Origin of the sequence: Salegentibacter sp. T436, assembly GCF_001932675.1 — a bacterium.
GTDB lineage: Bacteria > Bacteroidota > Bacteroidia > Flavobacteriales > Flavobacteriaceae > Salegentibacter > Salegentibacter agarivorans.
This window is the reverse complement of the sequence record NZ_CP012872.1, coordinates 3,135,353-3,162,284: the sequence shown is the minus strand read 5'-3', so window position 1 is coordinate 3,162,284 and position 26,932 is coordinate 3,135,353. Positions and strand designations below refer to the sequence as shown.

At 35.7% G+C, this 26,932-nt stretch carries 27 protein-coding genes; 16 read left to right on the top strand and 11 right to left on the bottom strand.

The annotated features are described in order from the left end of the window. Positions 1–9 precede the first annotated feature (9 nt). Complete coding sequence (purB, locus tag AO058_RS13990) at positions 10–1,347, bottom strand: adenylosuccinate lyase (RefSeq protein ID WP_075327099.1); 1,338 nt, start codon at positions 1,345–1,347, stop codon at positions 10–12. 97 nt (positions 1,348–1,444) lie between these two features. Next, entirely contained in the window at positions 1,445–2,131 is a 687-nt protein-coding gene (locus tag AO058_RS13985) for an SIR2 family NAD-dependent protein deacylase (RefSeq protein ID WP_075327098.1), read from the bottom strand. 207 nt (positions 2,132–2,338) lie between these two features. Here AO058_RS13985 and AO058_RS13980 point away from each other — a divergent pair, with 207 nt between their 5' ends. The 4 genes from AO058_RS13980 (at position 2,339) to AO058_RS13965 (ending at position 6,890) form a co-directional block, all read left to right on the top strand. Next, entirely contained in the window at positions 2,339–3,193 is an 855-nt protein-coding gene (locus AO058_RS13980; RefSeq protein WP_075327097.1) for a CHRD domain-containing protein, read from the top strand. Between the two features lie 336 nt (positions 3,194–3,529). Then, positions 3,530–5,494, top strand: a complete 1,965-nt coding sequence (locus tag AO058_RS18585; RefSeq protein WP_075327096.1) for a CHRD domain-containing protein — start codon at positions 3,530–3,532, stop codon at positions 5,492–5,494. A gap of 171 nt (positions 5,495–5,665) precedes the next feature. Continuing rightward, positions 5,666–6,325 carry a TrmH family RNA methyltransferase gene (locus tag AO058_RS13970; RefSeq protein WP_075327095.1) on the top strand — a complete coding sequence of 220 codons (660 nt, stop codon included), beginning with the start codon at positions 5,666–5,668 and terminating at the stop codon, positions 6,323–6,325. Positions 6,326–6,347: 22 nt separating this feature from the next. Further along, positions 6,348–6,890, top strand: a complete 543-nt coding sequence (locus tag AO058_RS13965; protein ID WP_075327094.1) for an SRPBCC family protein — start codon at positions 6,348–6,350, stop codon at positions 6,888–6,890. Here the strand turns inward: AO058_RS13965 and AO058_RS13960 are convergent. From AO058_RS13960 to rlmH, 4 genes are all read right to left on the bottom strand, one after another. Then, entirely contained in the window at positions 6,887–7,642 is a 756-nt protein-coding gene (locus tag AO058_RS13960; RefSeq protein WP_075327093.1) for a carboxypeptidase-like regulatory domain-containing protein, read from the bottom strand. The two genes, AO058_RS13965 and AO058_RS13960, sit on opposite strands and share 4 nt — an antisense overlap. A gap of 76 nt (positions 7,643–7,718) precedes the next feature. Further along, complete coding sequence (locus tag AO058_RS13955; protein WP_075327092.1) at positions 7,719–9,518, bottom strand: DEAD/DEAH box helicase; 1,800 nt, start codon at positions 9,516–9,518, stop codon at positions 7,719–7,721. A 63-nt stretch (positions 9,519–9,581) separates the two neighbouring features. Continuing rightward, positions 9,582–10,154, bottom strand: coding sequence for a non-canonical purine NTP diphosphatase (locus AO058_RS13950; RefSeq protein WP_075327091.1), 573 nt, complete (start codon positions 10,152–10,154; stop codon positions 9,582–9,584). Positions 10,155–10,162: 8 nt separating this feature from the next. After that, positions 10,163–10,636, bottom strand: coding sequence for a 23S rRNA (pseudouridine(1915)-N(3))-methyltransferase RlmH (gene rlmH / locus AO058_RS13945; protein WP_075327090.1), 474 nt, complete (start codon positions 10,634–10,636; stop codon positions 10,163–10,165). Between the two features lie 51 nt (positions 10,637–10,687). Between rlmH and nadC the strand changes: the two genes are divergently transcribed. The 5 genes from nadC (at position 10,688) to priA (ending at position 16,040) form a co-directional block, all read left to right on the top strand. Then, a complete protein-coding gene (nadC, locus tag AO058_RS13940) occupies positions 10,688–11,545 on the top strand; it encodes a carboxylating nicotinate-nucleotide diphosphorylase (RefSeq protein ID WP_075327089.1) in 858 nt (285 codons plus the stop codon). Positions 11,546–11,548: 3 nt separating this feature from the next. Beyond that, on the top strand, positions 11,549–12,466 hold the full coding sequence (locus AO058_RS13935) for a YihY/virulence factor BrkB family protein (protein WP_075327088.1): 918 nt from the start codon (positions 11,549–11,551) through the stop codon (positions 12,464–12,466). A gap of 26 nt (positions 12,467–12,492) precedes the next feature. Further along, the gene (locus AO058_RS13930; protein WP_075327087.1) at positions 12,493–13,056 is read left to right on the top strand and encodes a chalcone isomerase family protein; all 564 of its coding nucleotides are present in this window, start codon (positions 12,493–12,495) and stop codon (positions 13,054–13,056) included. Positions 13,057–13,068: 12 nt separating this feature from the next. Beyond that, positions 13,069–13,506 carry a DUF2147 domain-containing protein gene (locus AO058_RS13925; RefSeq protein WP_075327086.1) on the top strand — a complete coding sequence of 146 codons (438 nt, stop codon included), beginning with the start codon at positions 13,069–13,071 and terminating at the stop codon, positions 13,504–13,506. Positions 13,507–13,586: 80 nt separating this feature from the next. Beyond that, positions 13,587–16,040, top strand: a complete 2,454-nt coding sequence (priA, locus tag AO058_RS13920) for a replication restart helicase PriA (protein WP_075327085.1) — start codon at positions 13,587–13,589, stop codon at positions 16,038–16,040. A 121-nt stretch (positions 16,041–16,161) separates the two neighbouring features. On the opposite strand, the gene AO058_RS13915 is transcribed toward priA, so the two are convergent. Then, on the bottom strand, positions 16,162–16,875 hold the full coding sequence (locus AO058_RS13915) for a LytR/AlgR family response regulator transcription factor (protein ID WP_075327084.1): 714 nt from the start codon (positions 16,873–16,875) through the stop codon (positions 16,162–16,164). A gap of 325 nt (positions 16,876–17,200) precedes the next feature. Here AO058_RS13915 and rpsF point away from each other — a divergent pair, with 325 nt between their 5' ends. From rpsF to AO058_RS13895, 4 genes are all read left to right on the top strand, one after another. Next, positions 17,201–17,542 carry a 30S ribosomal protein S6 gene (gene rpsF / locus AO058_RS13910; protein ID WP_075327083.1) on the top strand — a complete coding sequence of 114 codons (342 nt, stop codon included), beginning with the start codon at positions 17,201–17,203 and terminating at the stop codon, positions 17,540–17,542. 2 nt (positions 17,543–17,544) lie between these two features. Next, complete coding sequence (gene rpsR / locus AO058_RS13905; RefSeq protein WP_075327082.1) at positions 17,545–17,844, top strand: 30S ribosomal protein S18; 300 nt, start codon at positions 17,545–17,547, stop codon at positions 17,842–17,844. A 12-nt stretch (positions 17,845–17,856) separates the two neighbouring features. Further along, complete coding sequence (gene rplI, locus AO058_RS13900) at positions 17,857–18,306, top strand: 50S ribosomal protein L9 (protein ID WP_075327081.1); 450 nt, start codon at positions 17,857–17,859, stop codon at positions 18,304–18,306. A 264-nt stretch (positions 18,307–18,570) separates the two neighbouring features. After that, entirely contained in the window at positions 18,571–19,047 is a 477-nt protein-coding gene (locus AO058_RS13895; protein ID WP_075327080.1) for a DUF6495 family protein, read from the top strand. 151 nt (positions 19,048–19,198) lie between these two features. Here the strand turns inward: AO058_RS13895 and AO058_RS13890 are convergent, their stop codons facing one another. Further along, complete coding sequence (locus tag AO058_RS13890; protein ID WP_075327079.1) at positions 19,199–20,446, bottom strand: ABC transporter permease; 1,248 nt, start codon at positions 20,444–20,446, stop codon at positions 19,199–19,201. Between the two features lie 168 nt (positions 20,447–20,614). On the opposite strand from AO058_RS13890, the gene hisS reads away from it, so the two are divergent. Continuing rightward, positions 20,615–21,985, top strand: coding sequence for a histidine--tRNA ligase (hisS, locus tag AO058_RS13885; protein ID WP_075327986.1), 1,371 nt, complete (start codon positions 20,615–20,617; stop codon positions 21,983–21,985). 208 nt (positions 21,986–22,193) lie between these two features. On the opposite strand, the gene AO058_RS13880 is transcribed toward hisS, so the two are convergent. Both AO058_RS13880 and AO058_RS13875 read right to left on the bottom strand, forming a co-directional pair. Next, entirely contained in the window at positions 22,194–23,147 is a 954-nt protein-coding gene (locus AO058_RS13880) for an aldo/keto reductase (RefSeq protein ID WP_075327078.1), read from the bottom strand. A gap of 150 nt (positions 23,148–23,297) precedes the next feature. Then, positions 23,298–23,510 carry a hypothetical protein gene (locus AO058_RS13875; RefSeq protein WP_075327077.1) on the bottom strand — a complete coding sequence of 71 codons (213 nt, stop codon included), beginning with the start codon at positions 23,508–23,510 and terminating at the stop codon, positions 23,298–23,300. Positions 23,511–23,772: 262 nt separating this feature from the next. Between AO058_RS13875 and AO058_RS13870 the strand changes: the two genes are divergently transcribed. Continuing rightward, positions 23,773–24,210, top strand: a complete 438-nt coding sequence (locus AO058_RS13870; RefSeq protein WP_075327985.1) for a hypothetical protein — start codon at positions 23,773–23,775, stop codon at positions 24,208–24,210. 21 nt (positions 24,211–24,231) lie between these two features. Here the strand turns inward: AO058_RS13870 and AO058_RS13865 are convergent, their stop codons facing one another. Further along, positions 24,232–24,894, bottom strand: a complete 663-nt coding sequence (locus tag AO058_RS13865) for a haloacid dehalogenase type II (RefSeq protein WP_075327076.1) — start codon at positions 24,892–24,894, stop codon at positions 24,232–24,234. Positions 24,895–25,201: 307 nt separating this feature from the next. On the opposite strand from AO058_RS13865, the gene AO058_RS13860 reads away from it, so the two are divergent. Continuing rightward, positions 25,202–26,533, top strand: a complete 1,332-nt coding sequence (locus tag AO058_RS13860) for a site-specific integrase (protein WP_075327075.1) — start codon at positions 25,202–25,204, stop codon at positions 26,531–26,533. The last annotated feature ends 399 nt before the right edge of the window (positions 26,534–26,932 follow it).

Sequence of the window (26,932 nt, the reverse complement as noted above, 5' to 3'; positions counted from 1 at the left end):
CTTTTTAATTTATATCCCCGTATAATTTTGCGGGGTTATTTTTTTAAGTTCCTCTTTTACTGCATCAGAAACCTCTAAGGTTTCAATAAAATCGGCGATACTCTTTTTATTGATCTTTTCGTTAGTTCTGGTAAGACCTTTAAGCGTTTCATATGGATTTTTAAATCCTTCGCGGCGTAATATAGTTTGAATAGCTTCAGCAACAACCGCCCAATTAGCTTCAAGATCAGCATTTAGTTTTTCTTCATTCAGCAATAATTTATCCAGTCCTTTTAATGTACTTTTAAACGCGATGCTGGTGTGGCCCATAGGTACACCAATATTTCTTAGTACCGTGCTATCGGTAAGATCTCTTTGCAGCCGGCTAAGCGGTAATTTTGCTGAAAGATGCTCAAAAATAGCGTTAGCTATTCCTAAATTTCCTTCACTGTTTTCAAAATCTATAGGATTCACCTTATGCGGCATTGCCGAAGAACCTATTTCACCTTTTTTAATTTTCTGCTTAAAATAATCCATAGAAACATAGGTCCAGATATCACGATCTAAATCTATTAAAATCGTGTTTATTCTTTTTAAGCCATCAAACAGCCCAGCCATATGATCGTAATGCTCAATTTGCGTGGTTGGGAAAGAATGGTGCAACCCTAGTTTTTGCTGGACAAAATTAGTTCCAAATTCTTTCCAGTCGGTATTTGGGTAAGCCACTTTATGAGCGTTAAAGTTACCAGTGGCTCCGCCAAATTTGGCGGCGTGTGGAACTTTATTTAAAAGATCTAATTGAGCTTCTAAACGGGTGATAAAAACTTCTATTTCTTTACCTAAACGAGTAGGGGAAGCCGGCTGCCCGTGAGTTCTTGCCAGTAACGGAACATTTGCCCAATCCTGGGAGAGCTGCGTGAGTTTAGAAATTATTTGTTCTATTTCAGGAATATACTCGGCTTCAATTGCATCTTTTAAACTTAATGGAACCGCGGTATTATTGATGTCCTGTGAGGTTAATCCAAAATGGATAAATTCTTTATGAGCTTCCAGGCCTAGTTCATCAAACTTGTTTTTTATAAGATATTCTACCGCCTTTACATCGTGATTGGTAGTTTTTTCAATCTCTTTTACCGCCTGTGCATCAATCGTAGTGAAGTTTTCATAAATGGCGCGCAAATCACTAAAAACCGAATGATCTACATCTTTAAGCTGGGGTAGTGGTAATTCGCAAAGCGCAATAAAATATTCAACTTCAACCTTTACACGATATTTTATTAGGGCTTCTTCGCTAAAATACTGCGAGAGCTGTTTGGTTTTGGAATGATATCTTCCATCTATTGGAGAAATGGCGGTTAGCGGTGTCATGTATTTGATTTAGAAATTAAAAGCCGTAAATATACTGCTTCCAAATAATCTTTAAAACCGCTGTAGCATTTCTTTTTCTATGAATAGTATGAAATTTTTATGCTGAATTCTTTAATTCCTTTACCAGCTGAGGAACGCCAATGGAAGCTTTTTCTGCAATAATATGAAGATTCCCTTTTTCCTGAATATTAGGTTTCGGGTCTATAAAATAAATGGGAATTCCTTCGGGAGCAAAATCTACCAGGCCTGCTGCCGGGTACACCTGCATTGAGGTTCCTATAATCATAAGTATTTCTGCTTCAGCAACAATTTTCATAGCTTTCTCAAACATAGGCACTGCTTCTCCAAACCAAACAACGTGGGGTCTGAGCTGATAGTTAAATTCACAGAAATCTCCGGGGTTTATATCCTGTTTCCAATCGAGTACAAGATTTTCATTAAAAGTACTTCTGGCTTTCAATAGCTCGCCGTGCAAATGGGTAACTTTTGTACTGCCGGCCCTTTCGTGAAGATCATCTATATTTTGAGTAATTATTTCTACGTCAAATTCTTTTTCAAGTTCAACCAGTGCAGTATGCGCAGCATTAGGATCTACCGTTAATAATTGCCGGCGCCTTTTATTGTAAAAATCTAAAACTAATTCCTGGTTCTTTTTCCACCCAATTGGTGAGGCTACTTCCATAACATCGTGGCCTTCCCACAAGCCATCAACGTCCCGAAAGGTTTGAATACCACTTTCTGCACTAACTCCCGCGCCTGTAAGAATTACTATTTTCTTTTGCATACTTTGGGTTTAGGTTATTAATTCTAAGGTAGTGTTAATCTCAAATAATTAAAAATGTTAAAGGTTGATTATTATATCACTGAAGCTCAGTATATTATTTAAAATACTACGTTAAAATATTCAAAACACCTTAAATATGACGCAACCTTTTACTGTTATTCGTATCTCTAAAGAGAATGATTAATAACCCAAAAATTAAAATTTGAAATGAAAAAATTAGCATTTGCTTTAATGATGGTCGCAGGATTCACAAGTTGTGATAGTGACGATGATGGCGTAGACACTCCAGATTTTGAAGGAGAAACAAAAGAGTACACACTTAATGAAATGAGTGATTCTGGCGTTAGCGGGACTGTTACTTTTATAGAAAATGAAGATGGAAGCGCTACCGTAGAATTTGATCTTGAAGGTACTCCAGACGATGGAATGCACCCAGCTCATATTCACATGGGAACTGCTGCTGAAACTGGAGATATTGCTGTTACTTTTACTCCTATTGATGGAGCTACAGGGATGAGTACTACTGAAGTATCAGCTTTGGATAATGGCACCGATATTACTTATGAAGAACTGGTTACCTATGACGGGTATATCAATGTTCACCTAAGTGAGGAGGAATTAGATACTATTGTAGCTCAAACCGATATTGGTGAAAATGAACTTACTGGAGAGTCTGTGAGTTATGATCTTGAGGAAAGAGATATTCCGGGTGTAAGTGGTGTAGCTATTTTTGAAGAACGTGAAAATGGTGAAACTCTAGTAACTTTAGATCTTGAAGGAACTGAAGAAGGTGGAGAGCACCCAGCTCACATTCACATGGGATCTATCGATGATGCTCCTGGAGCTATCGCAATTACTTTTACTCCTGTTAATGGAGCTACTGGTACGAGTATGACTAATGTTAGTATGACCGATGGTTCTGATGAAGTAGAAGCAGTAGCAATTACTTATGAAGAATTGCTAACTTATGATGGTTACATTAATGTACACAAAAGTGCTGAAGAACTAGACGTTCTAGCTGCACAGGGAAATATGGGAGCGAACGCTTCTTCTGAAGAGTAATCTCTAATAATATTTCTTAATTTAAAAGCCTGGCATTGAGTCGGGCTTTTTTAGTTTTACGCTATTCCTGTTCTGGAAACTTCTTTTTTATCTTTTAGTATATAAAATTCTAATCTAACTTAAAATAGCAATTTTAAATTTTATTCTATAACGTTTAAAACAAGTCTCCCTTCACTGCTAATAATTCCTTTAACATTATTTGTGCCTCATTTTTACAAACCTTAACATCCGTTAAATCCAGCTCCCTCGTATCTATCTATAGATTTGATAACGTAAAAAGCGTTTTGTTGCTTTTTCTTATCTCTAATTTACTAATAACTTAAAAATTTTAAACTTATGAAAAAATTCTTACTTGCTATTTTTATAGCACTACCGTTTATGTTTATGGGCTGCAGCAGCGATGATGATGCAGTAGACCCCGATGGAGGGGGCGATGATTTTGAGGGGGAAACAAAATCCTTTCAACTTTACTCCGTTGCCGATCCTTCAATTTCGGGTACAGCTACTTTTATGGAAAATGAAGATAACAGTACCACCGTTGAGCTGGAATTAGAGGGAACTCCAGATGGAGGAATGCACCCCGCACATATTCATTATAATACCGCTGCAGAAGGTGGAGATATTGCAGTTTCTTTTGAACCTGTAGATGGATCTACCGGAATGAGTACAACTACTTTCTCTACACTAGATGATGGAACGAGTATTACTTATGAAGAAGCTATAAATTTTGATGGATATATCAATGTTCACATCAGTGCCAACGATCTTGGTACTTTGGTTGCACAGGGAGATATCGGTGAAAATGAACTTACCGGAGAGTCTAAAAACTATATGCTTGAAGAAAGAGCTATAGAAGGAATTTCTGGAAATATAATGTTTGAAGAAAGAGTAAATGGTGAAGCTTTAGCAACCATTATGCTTGATGGCACTCCAGAGGATGGTGAGCACCCGGCACATATTCATATAGGATCTGTTGTAGAAGCACCGGGAGATATTGCTTTTACTTTTACATCAGTGAACGGAGCTACCGGAATGAGTAAAACCAATGTTGCGGAATTAAACGATGGTACTGCATTTTTGTATAACGATGTACTTAATTATGATGGTTATGTAAATGTTCACCTAAGCGCAGATGAACTTGGAACTCTTGTAGCTCAAAACGATATAGGTGGTAATGAACTTACTGGCGAAACTAAATCTTACGAGCTTGATGAAAGAGCTGTTGAAGGAATTAGTGGAACGGTAATGTTTGAAGAACGTATGAGTGGTGCTGCCCTGGCGACTATTATGATAGATAATACTCCTGAAGATGGAATGCACCCTGCACATATTCATATGGGTTCTTTTACGGAAGGCCCAGGCGATATAGCTTTCACTTTTAATCCGGTAAACGGAACAACCGGAATGAGTATGACCCAGGTTGAAATGTTAGACGATGATACCGAATTTGGATACGAAGAAGTACTGAATTACGACGGTTACGTTAACGTTCACCTAAGTGCAGAAGATTTGGCTACTGTTGTAGCCCAGGGAGATATAGGAGCAAATGAATTAACCGGAGAAAGCAAAACTTACCAATTAGGAGAAAGAGCTGTTGAAGGAATTAGTGGTTCTGTGATTTTTGAAGAAAGAATGAGTGGGGAAGCTTTAGCTACTATTATGCTAGACGGAACTCCAGAAGACGGAATGCACCCTGCTCACATCCATATGGGAACTGCCGCTGAAGGTGGCGATATAGCTTTCACTTTTAACCCTGTAAATGGAGCTACCGGAATGAGTATGACTCACGTTGCGATGCTTGATGATGATACCGCATTTGGTTACGAAGATGTATTAAATTATGATGGTTATGTAAATGTTCATTTAAGTGCAGATCAACTTGGAGTTATTGTAGCTCAGGGTGATATAGGCCAAAATGAACTAACCGGCGAATCTGCTTCTTATGATCTTGGAAGTGTAGATGTTGATGGAATAATGGGAACTGCAATGTTTGAAGAACGTGTAAATGGCGAAACTCTGGTAACTATAATGTTAGATGGAACTCCTGATGGTGGAGAACACCCTGCGCATATCCACGTGGGCTCTGTTGAAGATGCTCCCGGAGATATTGCCATTTCTCTAAATGCAGTGAATGGTGATACCGGAATGAGTATGACTAATGTATCAGCTTTTGATGGGGAAGATGCAGATATGATTGACTATAACGGACTTTTAGACTATGACGGTTATCTAAATGTGCACTTAAGTGCTGAAGATTTAGAGACGCTTGTAGCTCAAGGTAATGTTGGTTCTAATTCTTAGAACTTAAATGTTGATGTTAGAGTGAAAAACCCGGCCTAAATGAGGCCGGGTTTTTTTGTATTCATTTTAAACTTTTTATGAATTATAATTTCAATTTTTTTCAGTAGAAAATTTTAAAAAATATTCTCGTGAAAACGTCCCGCTTCAAGTGGGGTTTTATAATTTTAGCCCATGCAAAAAACCAGTCTTATAGAACATCTTGAAACATTTCTTACACCGCGACGAATTGCTTTATTCGATAAAGTGATTGCAGAACGAACCAATCATTTTACAGTCGCAACCCAAGATGTATATCAATTACATAATACCAGTGCAGTAATTAGAAGTTGTGAGGTTTTTGGAATTCAGAATATTCACGTAATAGAAGAACGCAAACCTAAAAGAATTGATCGCGAAATCGCAATGGGTGCCCAAAAATGGGTAGATGTAAACAGGTATTCCACTTCAAAAGAATGCATACAAGAATTACGGAAAAAAGGCTATCAAATTGTGGCAACTACACCTTATGGAGAAAGCACAGCTCTAAAAGATTTTAATATAGAAAAACCTTCAGCTATTTTCTTCGGAACCGAAAAAGAAGGTTTAAGTGATGAAACTTTAAATGAGGCCGATTGCAGGTTGAATATTCCCATGTTTGGTTTTACTGAAAGTCTAAATATTTCGGTTTCTGCAGCTATTATTTTACAAAGCATTACTTCCAGGTTAAAAAGCAGTGAAATTAACTGGCAACTTTCTGAAGAAGATAAAATTAACCTGAAATATGAATGGCTAAAAAAATGTATTAAAAATTCAGATTCAATTATAGCGCAATTCAATACAGAAAATCATTAAATTAGTTGAATAATTTTTTCTAATGACCCTCTTTTTTTACCTACTTATTGCCTTTATTACTTTTATAGCTTTTCTCCATGCCTGGGCAAAGAAAAGGTATGACATTAGCCGAACAATGGTAATAAATGCCCCACGTGACTTGGTTTTTAGTTATGTACGGCAATTAAAGAAACATCCGCTTTGGGTGCCCTGGTTTGCAAAACATCCTGAAGCAGTTTTAAAGCATAAAGGTGAGGATGGAAAATTAGGAGCGGCTATTTACTGGAAAAGTAAGAATAATGAAATAGGGGAAGGGCTTCAAAAAATTATAAAAGTAAAACATCCAAGAGTTTTTGAGACTCGCGTGCTATTTGTGAAACCGGTAAAAGTGAGTATGCTTACTTATTTTGCAGCAAAAGAACTGGAACCGGGAAAATCTAAAGTAGTTTGGGGAATTCGCGGTAATTTACCGTTTCCACTTTCAGTAATAAGTTTGTTTTATAGTGCCGATAAATTAATGGGTCAGGATCTCGAAAAAGGCCTAATTAGTTTAAAAACCACTATGGAAAAAGGAGTGAAGGTTTAATTTCTTTGTAAAACCCTGTATTCTTCGTAGCAACCGCTTAAAGCGTCTAAAATTTGCAAATCGTTTGCCGATCTTAAAAAATCTTTAGAATAGCTACAGCGCTGTAAGATTTCATCAATTTCTACTTTATTAATTGGAAGAAGTGCGATAAGAGTTTCTCTGTCAAATTTATTACGTAGAAGTGTTCTTATTTCATCATCTTCTTTCATTTGCCTTAATTTTCGCATTTGCTTTGGTTTTTTTCCAAAAATATTATGCATCAAATCGGCAGGATTAAAGATAGCGCCCAAAGTACGGGAAACCGCACTAGCAGAATTATCTCCACCTTCGTAACCGGCATTTAAGCCCGAGATGCTATAGCGGTTATTCTCATAAATAGGAATGTTTCTGGCATCAATCTCTAAATATCCGGTAAGAGTAACCGGTTTTAAAACCACTTCTTCTAAAGCAATTCCCAACTCGGTCATTTTAACCTTTACATTTCCATATTTCAGCCAGTCGTTGGTAACCCTAACTTTTATAGGTCTAAATCCAAGATAAGAAAAATAGAGAGTATCGTTAACTGTGGCCTGTAATTCAAAGGATCCGTCTTCTTCACTAACGGCACCTTTAACTTGGTTTAGGTTTACAATATGGACTTTTTCAATAGGTTTATCATCTGCAGCGTTCATAACGGTTCCCGATACAACATCCTGTGAAAATGCCTGAAAAGCTAAAAAAAGTAGTAAAAAGGTAAAAAGGAATTTCTTCATAACAATTGGCGCCTAAATTATAAAATACTTATAAAAAACAATGCCATAATTGAAAATTTAAGCGCCAGATGTGAATTTAATTTTTGCTCCGTCTTCTTTTAATAGAGCTTTCTATGTTTTTGCTTCGGTTTCCAGATTTCTTTCCTTTTCCAGAACCACCTTTAAAATCGTCTGAACGTCTACGCCCACCTCCTTTAAAGTCTGGTTTGCCGCCGCCTTTGTTGAATTTTCCGCCTTTTCGGCCGCCACCGCCACCGCCACCGCCGCCGCGTTTACCACGTCCGCCGGTATCAGTAGTTTCTTCAACATTAATATATCTACCCTGGTGTTTAAAGTCTTTAAAGGTGCTTAAAACAGTTTCGGTATTTTTTGCATCGGTATTAAAGAAAGAGAAGCTGTCTTTTACATCAACTTTATAAACATCGTCACGACCAAGATCTAAAGTAGCCTTAAGGAAATCCTTTAAGCTCATCCAGTCAAAATCATCTTTTGCACCTACATTTATAAAGTAACGTGTAGAATCTCCAGAACCACCACCATCTGCAGGAGCTGAGGGAGAACTTAAACCTTCAGAATTTTTATAATAATTGAAGAAACGAGTAAATTCTACAGAAAAGAATTTCTTAATAAGTTCTTCTTTGGTAAAATCTTCTAAAACCTCATTAATTCCCGGTAGATACGCATCTATATCGTGATTAATCTTGGTTTCTTTAATATCGTTTGCAAGGTGAAACAGCTGCACGCGGCAAATTTCCATTCCGTCAGGAATATCTTTTTGCTCAAATTTCTGCTGAATAATACGCTCAATACTTTTAATTTTACGCATTTCACTTTTGGTAACAATAACCATAGAAACTCCGCTCTTGCCAGCACGACCGGTACGACCACTACGGTGAGTGTACGTTTCAATCTCATCAGGAAGTTGGTAGTTGATTACGTGAGTAATATCATCTACATCAATTCCGCGGGCAGCAACATCTGTTGCAACCAACATCTGGATTTGCTTATTTCTAAAACTTTTCATCACCAAATCTCTTTGGTTCTGACTAAGGTCACCGTGCAAAGCTGCAGCGCTGTATCCGTCTTCAATAAGTTTTTCAGCTACTTTTTGAGTATCTCTTTTTGTTCGGCAAAAAATAACCGAAAAAATATCTGGATTGGCATCTGCCAGTCTTTTTAAAGCTTCGTAACGTTGTCTTGAATTTACCAGGTAAAACTCGTGGGAAACATTAGATGTTCCCTGGTTCTTAGAACCTACAGTAATTTCAATAGGCGTACGCATAAATTTCTTGGCAATTGTTGCAACTTCTTTAGGCATAGTTGCAGAGAATAACCAGGTATGCTTTTCTTTTGGAGTATGAGAAAGAATTGCTTTAATGTCTTCAAAGAAGCCCATATTTAGCATTTCATCTGCTTCATCTAAAACACAGTATTCTATTTTAGAAATATCTACAAGATTACGATTTATCATATCTTGCATACGTCCCGGGGTAGCCACAATAATTTGAGCTCCACGTTCAATTTGTCTGGCCTGGTCTGTAATGCTGGCCCCACCATAAATAGCAACCGGATTAAGACCTTTTTCAAACTTCGAGTAATTCTTTAATTCGTTGGTAATTTGCAGGCAAAGTTCACGTGTTGGTGAAAGAATTAATGCCTGGGTATGTTTTTTACTTACGTTTATTTTCTGGATAAGCGGGAATCCAAAAGCAGCTGTCTTTCCTGTACCGGTTTGGGCCAATGCCACCATATCGGTATCTTCGTTTAGTAAAACAGGAATCGCTTTTTCCTGTATCTCACTTGGGCTTGTAAAACCCATTTCTTCGACTGCTTTAAGAATAGAAGGGTTTAAACCTAATTGTTCAAATTTGTTCATATAAAAAATTAAATAAGCGGCAAAGGTACGGCTTACATAGCAATATACACCTATCTAGTTCTTTTATTTTGAAAGATAGGCGATTAGCTCTCTAAAGGCTTTTCCACGATGACTTATTTCTGATTTTTCACCAAGGCTCATTTCGGCAAAAGTCTTCTCAAAATCAGTTGGTTTAAACACAGGATCATAACCAAAACCCTTTTCTCCGCGTATTTCTTTTATAATTTCGCCTTTGCAAATTCCTGTAAAGAGATTTTGCCTGTCGTTTAAATTTAAAGCAATGGTAGTTTTAAATTGTGCGGCTCTATTTTCTTTGTCTTCTAACGCGCTAAGTAATTTTTTCACATTTGCGGCATCATCTTTATTTTCTCCTGCAAAACGAGCAGAATAAACCCCCGGTTTTCCATTTAGCGCTTCAACTTCCAGCCCGGTATCATCTGCAAAACAATCATAACCGTATCGGTTTTTAACATATTCTGCTTTTAAAATTGCATTACCTTCAATAGTATCGGCAGTTTCCGGAATTTCCTCATCGCAACCAATATCATCTAAAGAGAGAAGTTTGATGTAATGTGGTAAAAGTGCTTTAATTTCAATAAGTTTATTTTTATTATGCGTGGCGAATACAAGTTCCATAGTTATTTTTAGCGATGGTGATAGGGTTCGTTTTTTAAGATGGTGAAAGCGCGGTAAAGCTGTTCGGTAAAGAAAAGTCTTACCATTTGATGAGAGAAAGTCATTTGCGAGAGTGCTACTTTAGAATTGGCTCTTTGGTAAATCGCTTCAGAAAAACCATAAGGCCCACCAATTACAAAAATAAGTTGCTTGAGCCCACTATTTAATCGCTTTTGAATGTATACTGAAAATTTTTCTGAAGAAAATTCTTTTCCGTTTTCATCTAAAAGCACCAGGAAATCTGAATTCTGAACTTTAGCCAGAATTAATTCCCCTTCTTTTTCCTTTTGTTGATTTTCATCAAGGTTTTTCGTCTTTTTAAGATCGGGGATAATTTCAATTTCAAATTTATTATAAAACTGAAGGCGTTTTTTATAAACTTCAATAAGCTGTTTAAGCTCCCTGTTATCAGTCTTTCCTATGCAGAGTAATTTTATGGTCATTCGGTATATTTAACGCAGACTTTGCTACATTTACAAAAATAAGTATTGCAAATGATCTCAAAAGAACAATTTGAAAAAGAAATAGACCTAATTATTGAAAATGCGCTTAGAGAAGACGTTGGAGAAGGTGATCATAGCTCTCTGGCCTGTATTCCTAAAGAAGCTATAGGAAAAGCTAAACTCCTGGTGAAAGATAAAGGGATTTTGGCAGGAGTAGATTTTGCCCTTCAGGTTTTTGATAAAGTAGACCCCGAGTTAAAAGTTGAAGTTTTACTTAAAGACGGTAAAACTATACAAAGGGGAGATGTGGCTTTTTTTGTTGAAGGGAGTTCACAATCAATCTTAAAGGCCGAAAGATTAGTATTAAACGCTATGCAAAGAATGAGCGCCATAGCTACCAAAACAAATACTTTTGTTCAAAAACTGGAAGGTACTAATACTAAAATTTTGGATACCCGAAAAACCACTCCAGGGATTAGAGCGCTGGAAAAATGGGCAGTAAAAATTGGCGGAGGGGAGAATCATAGGTTTGCTTTGTATGATATGATCATGTTAAAGGACAATCATATAGATTTTGCCGGCGGAATTTCTAAGGCAATTAACAAAACTAAAGATTACCTTAAGAGCAATAAACTTGATCTTAAAATAATTGTTGAAGCGAGAAATTTAAAGGAAATTAAAGAAATTTTAGAAAATGAAGGTGTTCACCGTATTCTAATAGATAACTTTAATTATGAAGATACCCGTAGCGCGGTAAAACTTATTAATGGTAAATGCCAAACAGAATCCAGCGGCGGAATCACCCTGGATACGGCCCGTAAATATGCAGAATGCGGCGTAGATTATATTTCCAGTGGTGCGTTAACGCATTCGGTTTATAACTTAGATCTTAGCTTAAAAGCAATATAAGGTATGGCTCCAAAAAAAGCCTTTCTGTCTAAATTAGAACAATTTTCAAATTGGTGGGAGAGAAAGACCAGGGCTATAATTTTGCCCGGCTTTGATGGCCTATCGCTATACGATCTTTGGGAAATTTATTCGGGAGGAATTATTAAAGGAACCTTTTCTACCAGGGCAAGTGCCATTGCATTTAGTTTTTTTATGGCGCTGTTTCCGTTCTTGCTGTTTATGCTTAACTTAATTCCCTATATCCAGTTTATAGACGACTTCCAGCTGCAATTCCTGCTTTTTATGGAATCTTTATTACCTCCAGACACCCAGGAATATTTTAATGATATTTTGCTGGATATTGCCAATACGCCGCGAGGTGGACTACTTTCTATTGCTTTTATAGTTTCTATATTTTTAATGACCAATGGAATAAACGCGATCTTTACCGGGTTTGAATTTTCTTACCATACTAACGCCAACAGGTCTATAATTAGACAATACCTGGTAGCCGTGGGAATATCGCTTATTATGGCATTGTTGTTGCTTCTTACCATTATACTGGTAGTCTATTTAACTTATGCAATGGACGATTTAAAGGAGTTAGGCCTGGCAACAGATGGAGGCGCTGCCATTGTAAAATATGTTGGGTTTGTTTTACTAATTTATATTGTAGTGGCCATGTTATATTATTTTGGCACTAAAGAAGCCAGGCAGGCAAGATTCTTTTCTATAGGAGCCTTTTTTACTACTTTATTAATAATTATAACCACTTATTTCTTTGGGTTGTATATAGAAAACTTTTCAGCGTATAACGAATTATATGGTTCTATTGGGGCATTGCTAATTTTAATGGTGTATATCTGGTTAAATTCTAATATATTGCTCTTAGGATTTGAATTAAATGCTTCTTTAATAAAAATGAAGAAAAAAATTAAATAACTTAACAACCTAAAACCACATTAGAAATGAAAAAATTACTAGTTGTATTAGTAGCCGTTTTCGGCTTAAATTTAACTTCAGCACAAACCGAAATTGGAGGTGCTACTTTACCTGCTACTTTAGAATATGGCTCTGAAACAATGACGCTGAATGGCGCCGGAGTTAGAGAAAAGTTTTGGATGGATATGTATGCCGGCGGACTTTACCTTAAAAATAAATCTGGAAATGCTTCAGAAATAATGAATAAAGATGAAGCTATGGCAATAAGATTGCACATAGTTTCAAAAATGATTACCAGCGACCGAATGATTGACGCGGTTACTGAAGGTTTTGAAAGCTCAACCGGTGGAAATACAGCCCCAATTTCAGCAGAAATAAAAAAGTTCATCAGCTTTTTTAAAGATGAAATTAATAAAGAAGATGTGTTTGATATTGTTTATTTACCATCAAGAGGTTCAGTAATTTATAGAAACGGAAAAGAAAGCGGTTCAATTGAAGGAATGGAGTTTAAAAAGGCTTTATTTGGAATTTGGCTTTCTAACGATCCGGCAGATGATGACCTTAAAGAAGGAATGCTGGGTAAACAATAAAACAAGAATAGAATGACAACCAAACTCAACTTACTTAACCTACTAATTTGTGGATTTTTACTGATTTCTTCAGGAATCCATGCGCAAGGGGTTTTTGGTAAATGGAAGGTAGTAAACGATGCCGGGCGCGTAAATTCTATAATAGAGATTTATGAAAAAGACGATGCAGTTCACGGTAAAGTGATAAAAATTACTAAAGAAGAAGATCGTGACCAAAAATGCACCGAATGCCCTGGCGAGCTTAAAAACAAACCTATAGAAGGCCTAAATGTAATTCGTGACTTTGAAAAAGATGGCGACGAATATATAAATGGAACCTTAATAGATCCAAAATCTGGGAAAGAATATAAAGGTAAAATTTGGGTTGATGAAAACAATCCCGATAAACTAAATGTAAGAGGTTATATCGCCTTTTTCTACAAAACTAAGGTTTGGGAAAGAGCCGAATAAAAACTTTCTAAAATTTAAAACATTAAAACCATTCTTATTTAAGGATGGTTTTTATTTTTGAGTAAACTTTCAATTTCCATATGGCCTATTTTATAGATGTAATTTTGCCGCTGCCCTTACAAAAACGCTTCACGTATTCAATAAGTAAAGTTGAAGCCGATTTTTTGGAAGAAGGAATGCGAGTTGCTGTTCCCTTTGGAAAATCGAAAGTATATACCGCTATTGTTGGGAAAATTCATCAAAATCCGCCGCAGGTTTACGAGGCTAAACCTATTAACCAGATTTTAGATAAAAGTCCGTTGGTTACAGCACATCAACTAAAATTCTGGGCCTGGATTGCTTCCTATTATATGTGTGCTGAAGGCGATGTTCTTAAAGCTGCTTTACCCGGTGCGTTTTTACTGGAAAGTGAAAGTATTGTACAGCTAATTAAAGATGCTGAAATAGATGAAAATCAGCTTAAAGATGAAGAGTTTTTGGTGATTGAAGCTTTGCAGCGACAGTCTTCGGTAAAAATCCAGGAAGTGATGAAAATCCTGGATAAAAAAGCAGTATTACCGGTAATAAATGCCCTGGTAGAAAAAGGTTTGGTGGTTCTTAACCAGGAAATTTATGAGCAGTATAAGCCGAAAAAAATGCGCTTTGTAAAATTGAACCCGGTTTATGATAATGAAACCGAAATGCATCGCCTTCTGGATGATTTAGAAAAAGCCCCAAAGCAGAAAGAAGCTTTACTAAGTTTTTTCAGCATTAAAGCACAGCATAAAAAACCATTAAAAGTAAAAGATTTAAGCGCAAAATCAGGGGTTTCGGCAACGATTATAAAGAGCCTGATCACTAAGAAAATTCTCGAGGAATATTACGAAAAAACCGATAGAGTTACGTTTAATGGCAATGCTTCAGAAACAGGGATTCAGTTAAGTGAAATTCAACAGAAAGCTTTTTCAGAAATAAAGGCAGGTCTCAAAGAACAGGAGGTTTGTTTATTCCACGGAATTACTTCCTCAGGGAAGACTGAAATTTATATCAAACTTATAGAAGAGGTTATTGAGAATGGCCAACAGGCACTTTATGTTTTGCCTGAAATTGCCTTAACCACCCAGTTAATTGAAAGGTTGCGAGCTTATTTTGGAGATAAAGTTTTGGTCTATCACAGTAAATATTCGGTAAATGAAAGGGTAGAAGTGTACCGGCATATTTTAGAAGATTCAGAAAAAGCGAGGATAGTGATTGGCGCCCGTTCTTCAATTTTTCTTCCTTTCGCAAATCTCGGCTTAGTGGTGGTAGACGAAGAACACGAAACTTCTTTTAAACAATTTGATCCTGCCCCACGATACCACGCCAGGGATGCGGCCGTGGTTTTGGCGAATTTCTTTAAAGCGAAAACTATTTTGGGATCGGCTACTCCTTCTTTAGAATCTTATTTTAACGCACAACATCATAAATATGCTTTGGTAGAATTAAATCGAAGATATGGTGATGTCCTGGAACCCGAAATGGAAATTGTAGATATAAAAACAAAATATAAAAAGAAGGAGATGAAGGGGCATTTTTCTGATAGAATGCTCTCGGAAATTAAAGAAACCCTGAATGTAGGGGAACAGGTAATTTTATTTCAAAATCGCAGGGGCTTTTCTCCTGTGTTGGAATGCAATACTTGCGGTCATTCTCCACAATGCCCTAACTGCGATGTGAGTTTAACTTATCACAACCATAACAACCAGTTACGGTGCCATTATTGCGGCTATCATATTGCGATGCAAAAGAAATGTATGGCTTGCGATAGTTCTGAAATTACCACCAAAGGTTTTGGAACTGAACAAATTGAAACTGAATTAAAAGCCATTTTTCCCGAATATAAAACCGCGAGAATGGACCAGGATACCACCCGCGGAAAATATGCCTATGAAAAATTAATAAATGCCTTTGAACAACAGGAAATAGATATTTTAATAGGAACTCAAATGCTTACCAAAGGTCTCGATTTTAGAAAAGTAAACCTGGTGGGAATTATGAATGCTGATAATTTGCTGAATTTCCCTGATTTTAGAGCCCATGAACGCAGTTTCCAGTTGATGCTGCAAGTTGCGGGAAGGGCAGGAAGAACAAAAAAGCGTGGAAAAGTTTTAATTCAAAGTTACAATCCGCATCACCAGATTATTCAGCAGGTTTCCATGGGAGATTATGCGGGAATGTACAAAGACCAATTAGAAGAGCGGTATAATTATAAATATCCGCCTTTTCATCGTTTAATAAGAATTACATTAAAATGTCGTGATTTTTCGAAAACCAATGATGCTGCAGATTGGCTTGCCGCAGGAATGAAAAACGTTTTTAAAGAGAACGTTCTTGGTCCCGAGTTTCCACCCGTAGCCAGAATTAGAAACGAATATTATAAAAATATTTTGCTTAAAATTCCGCAGCAACAATCTTTAGGGAAAACAAAAGAAGTACTGCAAAAAATTATGGGAAGTTTTAATGCTATTGGCGCTTTTAGAAGTGTTAAAGTGGTGATTAATGTGGATCCTATATAATTAGACTGATTTTTCCTGGATGTCATCCTGAACTTGTTTCAGGATCTATTGTGGTAACAAGTTAAAACCTAAAAATAGTTCAGGTTGATGATAGTATAATAGGATGTAGGGTAATTAGAATTTACTGAATCGCACTTAAAGCTTCAACCAAATTGCTTTTCTTGTGACGGCTAAGTGGTAATTTCTGCTTATCTATTTCGATGTTCTTAGAATTGTATCGCTCAATTTTATCAAGGTTTACTATATAAGATTTATGGGTTCGCAGAAATTTATCGTTGGGAAGTTGCTCTTCAAAAGATTTCATGGTAGCGAGAACTACAAAATTTTCTTTCTCGGTAACAAATTTTACGTAATCTCCCAGGGCCTGGATATATTTTAATTTATTGAGGAAAACCTTTCGGTTTTTAAGATTGCTTTTTACAAAAATATAATCTTCATCTTCTGGTGGTGCAGAGATCTGGTGTTTTAATTTGTAAAGATTTATCGCCTTATTTACGGCATTATTAAAACGCTCTTTAGTTACCGGTTTATGAATATAATCTACGGCATCATAATCAAAAGCTTTAAAAGCATACTGTGTTTTCCCGGTTACAAAGATAATTTGTGGTTTGTTGGGAAGATCGTCAAGAAGTTCAAAACCTGTTAATACGGGCATTTCAATATCAAGAAATATCAAATCTATTTCATTATCGAGCAGGCCGTTTTTAGTTTCAATAGCGTTATTGTACTCGGCAACCAGCTTAAGATTAGCATGGTCTTTTATCAACTTTACGATAGATAATCGCTGCAAGCTGGAATCATCAACAACAATACATTTGAGTAAAATTTCTTCCACAGTAGTTAGGTTAAGTAATAACAATATTAAACATAAAATACTTAAATCACAAGATAAACTTTAAAATCATAGGTGAAATTTCAAGCTTATCTTTCATTTTGTAGTAAGAAATGAAGTGCTTTAACCCTGGTGTTAAAATATTCTAATTTTTTATTCCAAAACTGGTTTAATCAAAATCTAAATATTCTGAAACCTGACTTAAAAATCAAACCTTTTTTCTTTATTAATGCCTCTTTAAATTACTATATGGTAGTTTACTTTTAAGCTTTGATAATAGAAATAATTGAGTTACTTTTGCAGCCAAATAAATTTAAAGTAAATTTTTATGAACACTTATGAAACTGTTTTCATCTTGAATCCCGTTTTATCTGATGAGCAGATAAAGGAGACAGTTCAGAAATACGAAGAATTTCTTGTTTCTAAAGGGGCCGAGATGGTATCGAAAGAAGATTGGGGGCTTAGAAAATTAGCCTATCCAATTCAACACAAAAAAAGCGGGTTTTATCACCTGTTTGAATTCAAAGCTCCAGGAGAGGCTATAGAGCCGTTGGAACTTGCTTTTAGAAGAGACGAGCGTATGATGCGTTATTTAACTGTAAAGTTAGACAAACACGCTATCGCCTGGGCTGAGAAAAGAAGAAATAGAAGACAACAAGAAAAAGCGTAAGTATGGCTACATCTATTGAACAACAAGCAAAAGGAAAAAAAGACGGAGAGATTAGGTATCTTACTCCTCTTAATATAGAGACCAGTAAAACGAAAAAGTATTGTCGTTTTAAGCGATCTGGAATTAAGTATATAGATTACAAAGATCCAGACTGGTTAATGAGTTTCGTAAACGAGCAGGGAAAATTATTGCCTCGTCGCTTAACAGGAACTTCTTTAAAATACCAAAGAAAAGTGGCTGTTGCTGTGAAAAGAGCACGTCACCTTGCGTTAATGCCATATGTTGGTGATTTACTAAAATAAAAAGAGGCAATTATGGAATTGATACTTAAACAAGACGTAGATAATTTAGGCTTTAAAGATGATGTTGTAAACGTTAAAAACGGTTACGGTAGAAATTATCTTATACCTCAGGGATATGCACATCTTGCAACTCCTTCAGCTAAAAAAGTTTTGGCGGAGACCCTGAAACAAAGAGCTTATAAAGAGCAAAAATTTATCGACGAAGCTAAAAAGCAAGCTGAAAAACTTAATAATGTAGAAGTTAAGTTAACAGCTAAAGCCGGTGCAGGAGACAAATTATTTGGATCTATCACCAATGCAGATTTAGCCGATGCTCTTGCAAAAGAAGGCATTGAAATCGATAAGAAATATATTACTATAGCTGGTGGTAACATCAAGAGATTAGGACAGTACGAAGCAACTTTACGTTTTCATCGTGAAGTGATTTCTACTTACAATTTTGATGTTGTAGCTGAAGCTTAATTTATTTTTTTACAAAGTTAAAAGCCCGCTCCAGTAGTGGGCTTTTCTTATTCTAATGAGACCCTAATTTACAAGTAGCGAAGCTACGCCGTAAATTAGTTGGTCGAATTAATCCCGACAAAGCTAGGGATCTTTATTATCGTCAAGCTGAACTGGTTTCAGCTTCTAACATGTTGGCATTCCAAATATTTAGATTCCGAAATAAATTTAGAATGACGATTTTAAATATATGGAATTTGAAAGTTAATTTTAATTTTTACCAAAATGAAATATTCCAGATTAACCAAAGAGCAGTTTGAAGAAATGAAGCAGGAATTTATTAATTTCCTTGCTACACAATCTATTACTGCAGATGAGTGGGAAGATATTAAAAAGAACAAGCCAAAGGCTGCAGAGCAGGAACTTGATGTTTTTAGCGATCTAATTTGGGAAGGGGTTCTTAATAAAGTAGAATATCTGGAGCACTTTTCTGCAAATCAAATCTATTTATTTCATATTACCGAAGTTACTATTCATCTTATTGCCATTAAAATTGAACATGAAGGAGTAGATCTAACTACCCGAAAAGGCTACAGCTGGTTACAGACTAATTTGCTTGACGAATCTGTGAATATTTATACTTCATCTAAAGCATTAAGTGACGATAGAAATAAAGATATTTTCGCGTTAATTAAGCAGGGAGCCAATATCACAAAGGGTGAGCTCTATAAGTATTTTGATAATATGGTAGAAAGCAAATAAGCTTTGTAGAATCCTGGAATACTAACTGGAATAAATTAATATAAAGGTTAGTATAAGAAAAGGCTGAAAACAGTAAAACTTGGGCTTCCTATTTATGCCTTTTTAAGGGATTACATTTAAAGAAAAATCACTATTCACTATTCACTACTCACTACTCATACCTAAGCGACTCAATGGGATCCTGCCTGGCTGCTTTGGCGGCGGGATAACTTCCGGCTAAAATGGCTACAAGAATAGTTATAGCAGTAGCCCAAATCATAGCCACCCAGGGCGTGGTAAAGTTAAAATCGGCTGCGGCAGAAACGGCCATCCCAATTAATATTCCGAAGATAATACCTACAATTCCACCAATTTGTCCAATTATAAGTGTTTCCATAAAAAATTGGGTAGCTATAGTTTTTCGCTTTGCACCTAAGGCTTTTCTTACTCCAATTTCTCGCGTTCTTTCGGTTACACTCACTAACATAATATTCATTAAAGCGATTGATGAACCAAAAATGGTAATTATAGAAATTATCCAGGCCGCAAAATTAAGATAACTGGTAATAGAGAAAATGCGGTTAATAAGATCGTCACTGCGTTCCATCCCAAAATTATTTTCTTCCATGGGATTCAATTTCCGTATATTCCTGAAAGTTAAAATAGCTTCGTCTTGCGCGCCTTCTAACAATTCCTTATCGTCAACTTTAACGCTTACCGCATAATTTATCTGAGGTTGGGTAAACATAGACCGCGCCAATTGAATAGGCATTAAAACACGTAAATCCTGGTTGTTTCCAAAAGTAGAGCCTTTTGATTCCAAAACCCCAATAACTCTAAATTTTGCTCCTCTAATGCTAATAATTTTGTCTATAGGATCTGCTCCTTTAAAAAGACCTTCGGGCTTGGCAAAATCGGCTCCAAGCACTACTACATTATTATTATTCTGAATATCAAAAATGTTGAATTCACGTCCTGCTTCTACATTTAACCCAGAATTTTCCAGGAAATTTTCGTTCACGCCAATTACACGTACTTCAGGATCGGTTTTTTCATTAATATATTTAACTTCTGCAACAGTAGTTCCCGTAAAGGAAACTGCAGTTTGTGCTTTAGGATATTGAAAATTTTCTTCAAATTTTTTCACTTCCCTATAACTAATTATAGGATTAATTTTTTCAACTTCCCCGCCACCCTGTCGCTGTGAATTGAAATCGTACCGCTGAATATTAAAAGTATTTGCACCCATTGAGGCAAAATCGCTGCTAATTGTGTTTTCCAGCGCGGTAACCGCACTTAAAATCCCAACCAGAGCAGTTATCCCAATGGCAATAATTAAAACTGTAAGAATAGTTCTAAGTAGCTGACTTTTAATGGAATTAAAAGCGATGCTTATGTTTTCTTTTAATAACCCGAACATAGAATGTTTTTTCAGTGCTATTTAATTAGACTTCATAAGTAGCAGAATGTTACTTAAAATCTGAAATTTGTTTGGGTTCGGGTAAAATTTAAGATATTTGCAGCAATGTTTCAGCCGGTTTGCGGCGCTAACTTTAAACTAAAAAAGGAAACTATTCCTCAAGATTTTATGGCACAAAAACCTTCTATTCCAAAAGGAACTCGAGATTTTAACCCGGCCGAAGTTGCCAAAAGAAATTATATTTTTGATGTAATTAAAACCGAATTTAAAAAGTTTGGTTTTCAGCCAATAGAGACTCCAAGTTTCGAGAACTCAGATACCCTGATGGGAAAATATGGGGAAGAAGGAGACCGTTTAATTTTTAAAATTCTAAATTCCGGAGATTTTCTTAAAAAAGCAGATCAAGAAGCTTACGAAAATAGAGATAGCTTAAAGATTACTTCGTCAATTAGTGAAAAAGCCCTCCGCTACGATCTTACCGTGCCTTTTGCTCGTTATGTGGTACAACATCAAAATGAAATAGATTTTCCGTTTAAGCGCTACCAGATTCAACCGGTTTGGAGAGCCGATAGGCCGCAGAAAGGACGATTTAGAGAGTTTTTTCAGTGTGATGCCGATGTTGTTGGGAGTAAAAGTCTTTGGCAGGAGGTTGAATTCGTACAATTATACGATGCCGTTTTTTCAGCTTTAAAATTAGAAGGTGTAACTATTAAAATCAATAACCGAAAAGTATTATCTGGGTTTGCCGAAGTGATTGGTGAAAAAGACAAACTCATAGATTTTACTGTTACCCTAGATAAGCTAGATAAAATAGGGGAAGAGGGTGTGAAAAAAGAAATGTTGCAAAAAGGTATTTCTAAAACTGCTATTGAAAAAATCCAGCCAATTTTTAGATTACACGGTAATTTCACTGAAAAAATAGCCGGAATTAAAGAAATCCTGAGTTCATCGGAAACCGGTATGGAAGGAATTAAAGAACTGGAATTTGTTGAAAAAGCTATCCAGGAGATGCCCTTAAAAACGGCAAAACTCGATTTAGATGTAACTCTTGCCCGTGGACTTAATTATTATACAGGGGCAATTTTTGAAGTTTCTGCTCCCGAAAAAGTAAAAATGGGCTCAATTGGTGGCGGTGGCCGTTACGACGATCTTACCGGTATTTTTGGCTTAAAAGATATGAGTGGCGTGGGAATTTCTTTTGGCCTGGACCGAATTTACCTGGTACTGGAAGAACTCAATCTTTTTCCTGAAGCTGTTACCCAAAACACCAAAGCACTTTTTATCAATTTTGGAGACGAAGAGGCGCTGTATGCTTTAAAAGCGGTGAATCGTTTAAGAACCGAAAATATTACTGCCGAATTATTTCCTGATGCTTCGAAAATGAAAAAACAAATGAATTACGCGAATAAGCGTGAAATTCCATTTGTGATCCTAGCCGGGGAAGAAGAAATGCAAGCTGAAAAATTCACCCTGAAAAATATGAAATCTGGCGAGCAGCAGAAAGTTGATTTCGCTGAATTGGTAAAGGTTTTAGGTTGATTAAATTGGCTGATGTAAACTTTTAAATTTGGATTAGACGTCACCCCGAACTGGTTTCAGGGTCTAAGTTTAGCTTAAGTATTATCTTATTAAATACTAAAACGAGTTCAGAATGACGTTCTCTAATACTAATGAATAAAAGTAAGGTATAATGAATTATTTTGTTGTGTGAAGAGCTTTTAGCTGAGGCAATCTCTCCATAGTATTTCTACTCTTCACTGGCCTTATTTAAAATCTTCATATCTTCATTAGAAAGAGAGATCTTTACCGCTTCGGTAAAGGATTTAAGATGTGAAGACTTAGTAGCGCTGGCAATTGGTGCACTTACTCCGGGTCTGTTTATTAACCAGGCAAGAGCAACAGCAGCTTGCGAAACATTATGTTTTTCTGAAATTTCATCCAGAGATTCCAGGATTTTTTTACCACGATTATTCAGGAATTTATCGGCAAACATTTTACGCTCTTTGCCTTCAAAATCTTCTTTAGTTCGGTATTTCCCGGTTAAAAATCCGCTGGCGAGTGAGAAATAAGGAATTACGCCTAAGTTATTCCTGGTGCAAATTTCTTTAATTTCCCCTTCAAATTTATCACGCACCATTAAATTGTATTCAGGCTGAAAAACCTCATAAGCCGGTAAGTTTTTCTCAGCAGCTTCATCCAGGGATTTTTGTAATCTTTCTGCAGAAAAGTTTGAAGCACCAATATGCTTTATTTCTCCTTTTTTTATAAACTTTTGATAAGCTTCCAGGGCTTCTTCCACAGGGGTTTTTCCATCATCAAAATGAGTAAAATATAGATCTATATAATCGGTTTGCAGTCTCAAAAGTGAATCCTGAACTGCACCGGTAAGATAATCTTGCGTATTATTCTTCGGCCCTCCTGGTTGTAAACTGGATCCACCTTTAGTAATTAAAGTGATTTTATCGCGTAATTTGCGTTCCTTCATCCATTTACCAATAATTCTTTCTGAAGTGCCGTGTGGAACGCCATCTGCCCAACGGGAGTAAACATCTGCGGTGTCTATGGTAGTGAAACCGAGCTCAAAAAGTTCGTCCAACATTTTAAAGGACTCTTTTTCATTTAATGTCCATCCAAAAACATTTCCTCCAAATATAATTGGTGCCGATTTTAAACCAGATTTTCCTAATGCTACTTTTTCCATTGCTTTACTTTTTCTTTAAAATTAGCTATCAATTAGCAGAAAGGCGAATTATAGTAAAGGTTTTGGAAAGATTTAACTTTGTAAAAAGCGGTGGGTATTTTAAGAAGAGTTATTAAATATTCGAGCTGGGAAGATAAAGTTGAAGTGGTTTTAATAATCGGTAGTATTATCTTCTTCAGTAGTTAGACTTTTTCTGCGCCATATTATATAAATAGCAGCAATTGTTCCCAGCCCCAGGACCAAAGCAAATATTTTGGGCGGTGCATCTACAACATTTTCCTGGTCAAATGTAAAAGAACCAATCATCACGAAACTTCCGGCTAAAACGCCTAATGTTAATAGTACTTTTATTATTAGTTTCATAAAGTTATATTTTGAAATTCAAATAGGCACTACGGCTTTGACACTTCTTAAACCGAATTTTTCGACTTAGTTTCTATTAAAAGTAGACTTCAATATAAAGCATAAGAATTAGCGCAAGGTTAATTTAAAGTCAATTAATTGTTATGCCTCAATTTCGTTTTAGAAACAATTTTTATCTTTCTTTTTATTCAGGCAAATATTTTAATGTACCGAGGCAGATAGCATTATTGCTATTATGAGCCTTGGATATAAAGAAAGAACAATGGAAGTATTTACAATTTTAGTCTCGGGATTGGTTGCTACATCGGTTATGACCTTATTTAGCTACGTGGTGTCCAATTTTAAATCTAAGCAATTTAGGGAGCCGGAGTTGCTCAACTCCTTAATTTCACGGGCTGTAATTATTTCACTAAAACCTTCCAGAAACCATTTTTTAGGTTGGCTTATACATTATTTAATCGGTTGGTTTTTTGTGTTGATTTTTAGTTTAATATGGGAATTCACACAATTTTCAGCAACTATAATTTCTGGAGCTGTTCTTGGTTTGGCTGCGGGAATAATTGGGATATTTGGTTGGAAAATAATGTTTAAATTAAATCAAAATCCGCCAGAAATAGATTTCAGCCAATTCTATTTACAGCTTATAATTGCGCATATTTTATTCGGAATAAGTGCAGCTATGGTGTACTCGCTAATCTAAATGCGTAGTTGAAGCTGATTTTCACCCTATTTTCTCTGCAATTTCTGTAATTTCTTTTACCCAAAAATTAGGTTTTTCGGCTAAATCGTAAAACTTTTTCTCGGGTCTTTCTACAAAACAGGTTTGAAGGTTTGCCCGCTGGGCACCCATTATATCCCAGGCGTGTGCTGCCACCATCATTGATCTTTTGGGTGTTACCTCGTATTTTTTAAGAATATACCTGTAACTTTCAGGATGTGGTTTATATTTTTTTATTTCTTCTAAGCTGTGAATTCCATCAAAAAATGAAGCTATTTCAGCAAATTCAAGTTGTGCATTGAGAATATCTGGCTTACCATTGCTAAAAGCGACAAGTTTATAACCATCATCATTTAGCTGCTCTAAACCTGGTTTTACATCGGGATAAGCAGGGAGCTTAGTAATTTCAGAAAGAATATTCTTAATTTCAGAATCAGAAAAATTCTTGTCAAATTTCCCTGAAATCATTTTAAAAGTTGCGGCGGCAATTTCACTAAAATTTTGGTAGTTGCCGGTAGAAGTTTCTACCAGGGAATAGTGGAGTAATTTCGGAAACCACACATCAAAACCCATCTCGTTTTCCAACGCGGCGTTTATCTCTTCCTTTAGCGGAATAAGGTTTAAAAGAGTTTCATTTACATCAAAAAATATAATTTTTGGTTTCATTGTAAATCAATGTTTTAGAAAAGGAAAGATAAGTTTTCTTTAAATAAAAAGCATAAAAAAAATCCCTTCTGAAAAAGAAGGGATTTGCTGTAGCGAGACCGAGATTTGAACTCGGGACCTCCGGGTTATGAACATCGACAAGTAGTTATTCAAAATAGATTAAAAACCGTTAAAATATATGATTATCAGTTAAATACGTAATTTTTGCAATCAATTGAATTCTGTTAAAATCAAGTGATTCTGTACTTATTCTGTACTAGTTTATAAACTAATTATTTATCTTTATAAAGTTCAAAATTAAATAGTTATGGCTAGCATAAAGATAGTTTTAAGGAAGAATATGATTCGAAAAGATGGAAGAATTCCTTTAGCACTGAGAATTAGTGAGAATTATAAAACTAATTACAAGTGGCTCGGACAATATGTTTTTGAGAAAGATTGGGATAACAATGCTGGAATGGCTAAGAAAAGTCATCCAAACTCGCAACAGCTCAACATTTTTTTAATGAAGAAAATGGTTGAGGCTAATAACCTATTTTTCCACTCTGAAGATCGTGTTACTCCAAAACAGATCAAGCAAAAATTAAAGGGAGCCAGGGGGCAAAAATCATTTTTTGAATTAGCGGCTGAACGTATAATGGAAAAATATGAGAGGGGAATATTCTCAGTTGCAAAAGGTGATTTATCTATACTGTATAATATTGAAGAATTTTTAAACTTTAAAAGGACTAAAAGGAAGTCAGCGATCATTGAGGATATAAAGGAACGCAGATTGAAACGTATCAGTAATGCTCGTCGTAATAAATATGTATGGATGGATGGGGTAGAGCATTTCAAAAAAAGTAAAGCTCTTTCTTTTAGAGATATCGATGAAGTATTCATTAATAAATACAAAACCTTTTGCTATTCTTATTTAGGACAAAAAACCAGAACTATTACTAATCAGCTTATTTTAATTAGAACCCTGTTTAATTTAGCAATTAAGCAAGGAATTATTGATCAAAAATATTATCCTTTTGCCGGAGATAAGGAAAAAATTAGAATTGGTTCTGGTAATAAAGTAGGACTTAGCGTAGAAGAGGTTGAGAAAATTGAACAGTTGAAATTGGAGGAAAATACTTCTATCTGGCATACGCACAACATATGGTTATTTTCTTTTTATTTCGCAGGAATTCGTATTTCCGATGTGGTTAAAATGAAGTGGTCTGATTTTAAGGACGATCGTCTTTATTATGTGATGAACAAAAATGAAAAAGCACTCAGCCTTAAAATTCCTTTGAAAGCGGAAAAAATTTTAAATTATTACAAAAAGGAGAAACACCTTAATAAAGGTTTTGTATTCCCCTTTTTAAGAAATACCAATCCTAAGGATGCTGAACAAATTTATATAAAAACAAAAAGTGCTACGAAGGTTTTTAATAAATGCTTAAAGCTAATTGCCACGGAATGTGGAATCGAAAAAAACTTATCTAATCACATTGCTAGGCATAGCTTTGGTAATATTGCTGGCGATCGAATTCATCCATTAATGTTACAAAAGCTCTATCGTCATAGTGATTTAAAAACTACCTTGAATTATCAAGCTAATTTTATGCACCGGGATGCTGATGAAGCACTTGATGAAGTTATTAATTTTTAAATTTATATGGATTAAAAGTCTGTAATAACATGATTTATGATGGTTAATCAACCGTTGATAAATATCTGACATTTGGTAATACCAAGTTTATAACCAGAAGGTCTCTCGAGTCCAAGTCCCTCTACTGGCATTGACAAGGTTTCAAGAAATTGAAATCTTTTTTTTTGGACTGGGTACAACATTTTTTGAAAGTCCGAATTCCCTGAAATTTAATATTAATTAAAATTATTCAGAATAAAACCTTATGATAACCGGGATAAATATGGTCGCCATAGCCCAGACTTGGTTATTTCGTTTTATCAAATATTGTGGTGAAGTGACTACAGAATGAACTTTATATTTTAATTGATATTATTAAGATTATTCTATTGTGCCTATCGCAGCTTTGAGACCTTTAGA

What these genes read in the sequence shown, in the direction of transcription:
- purB (WP_075327099.1), bottom strand. Translation starts at nt 1,347, where the DNA reads ATGACACCGCTAACCGCCATTTCTCCAATAGATGGAAGATATCATTCC.
- AO058_RS13985 (WP_075327098.1), bottom strand. Translation starts at nt 2,131, where the DNA reads ATGCAAAAGAAAATAGTAATTCTTACAGGCGCGGGAGTTAGTGCAGAA.
- AO058_RS13980 (WP_075327097.1), top strand. Translation starts at nt 2,339, where the DNA reads ATGAAAAAATTAGCATTTGCTTTAATGATGGTCGCAGGATTCACAAGT.
- AO058_RS18585 (WP_075327096.1), top strand. Translation starts at nt 3,530, where the DNA reads ATGAAAAAATTCTTACTTGCTATTTTTATAGCACTACCGTTTATGTTT.
- AO058_RS13970 (WP_075327095.1), top strand. Translation starts at nt 5,666, where the DNA reads ATGCAAAAAACCAGTCTTATAGAACATCTTGAAACATTTCTTACACCG.
- AO058_RS13965 (WP_075327094.1), top strand. Translation starts at nt 6,348, where the DNA reads ATGACCCTCTTTTTTTACCTACTTATTGCCTTTATTACTTTTATAGCT.
- AO058_RS13960 (WP_075327093.1), bottom strand. Translation starts at nt 7,642, where the DNA reads ATGAAGAAATTCCTTTTTACCTTTTTACTACTTTTTTTAGCTTTTCAG.
- AO058_RS13955 (WP_075327092.1), bottom strand. Translation starts at nt 9,518, where the DNA reads ATGAACAAATTTGAACAATTAGGTTTAAACCCTTCTATTCTTAAAGCA.
- AO058_RS13950 (WP_075327091.1), bottom strand. Translation starts at nt 10,154, where the DNA reads ATGGAACTTGTATTCGCCACGCATAATAAAAATAAACTTATTGAAATT.
- rlmH (WP_075327090.1), bottom strand. Translation starts at nt 10,636, where the DNA reads ATGACCATAAAATTACTCTGCATAGGAAAGACTGATAACAGGGAGCTT.
- nadC (WP_075327089.1), top strand. Translation starts at nt 10,688, where the DNA reads ATGATCTCAAAAGAACAATTTGAAAAAGAAATAGACCTAATTATTGAA.
- AO058_RS13935 (WP_075327088.1), top strand. Translation starts at nt 11,549, where the DNA reads ATGGCTCCAAAAAAAGCCTTTCTGTCTAAATTAGAACAATTTTCAAAT.
- AO058_RS13930 (WP_075327087.1), top strand. Translation starts at nt 12,493, where the DNA reads ATGAAAAAATTACTAGTTGTATTAGTAGCCGTTTTCGGCTTAAATTTA.
- AO058_RS13925 (WP_075327086.1), top strand. Translation starts at nt 13,069, where the DNA reads ATGACAACCAAACTCAACTTACTTAACCTACTAATTTGTGGATTTTTA.
- priA (WP_075327085.1), top strand. Translation starts at nt 13,587, where the DNA reads ATGGCCTATTTTATAGATGTAATTTTGCCGCTGCCCTTACAAAAACGC.
- rpsF (WP_075327083.1), top strand. Translation starts at nt 17,201, where the DNA reads ATGAACACTTATGAAACTGTTTTCATCTTGAATCCCGTTTTATCTGAT.
- rpsR (WP_075327082.1), top strand. Translation starts at nt 17,545, where the DNA reads ATGGCTACATCTATTGAACAACAAGCAAAAGGAAAAAAAGACGGAGAG.
- rplI (WP_075327081.1), top strand. Translation starts at nt 17,857, where the DNA reads ATGGAATTGATACTTAAACAAGACGTAGATAATTTAGGCTTTAAAGAT.
- AO058_RS13895 (WP_075327080.1), top strand. Translation starts at nt 18,571, where the DNA reads ATGAAATATTCCAGATTAACCAAAGAGCAGTTTGAAGAAATGAAGCAG.
- AO058_RS13890 (WP_075327079.1), bottom strand. Translation starts at nt 20,446, where the DNA reads ATGTTCGGGTTATTAAAAGAAAACATAAGCATCGCTTTTAATTCCATT.
- hisS (WP_075327986.1), top strand. Translation starts at nt 20,615, where the DNA reads ATGGCACAAAAACCTTCTATTCCAAAAGGAACTCGAGATTTTAACCCG.
- AO058_RS13880 (WP_075327078.1), bottom strand. Translation starts at nt 23,147, where the DNA reads ATGGAAAAAGTAGCATTAGGAAAATCTGGTTTAAAATCGGCACCAATT.
- AO058_RS13875 (WP_075327077.1), bottom strand. Translation starts at nt 23,510, where the DNA reads ATGAAACTAATAATAAAAGTACTATTAACATTAGGCGTTTTAGCCGGA.
- AO058_RS13870 (WP_075327985.1), top strand. Translation starts at nt 23,773, where the DNA reads ATGGAAGTATTTACAATTTTAGTCTCGGGATTGGTTGCTACATCGGTT.
- AO058_RS13865 (WP_075327076.1), bottom strand. Translation starts at nt 24,894, where the DNA reads ATGAAACCAAAAATTATATTTTTTGATGTAAATGAAACTCTTTTAAAC.
- AO058_RS13860 (WP_075327075.1), top strand. Translation starts at nt 25,202, where the DNA reads ATGGCTAGCATAAAGATAGTTTTAAGGAAGAATATGATTCGAAAAGAT.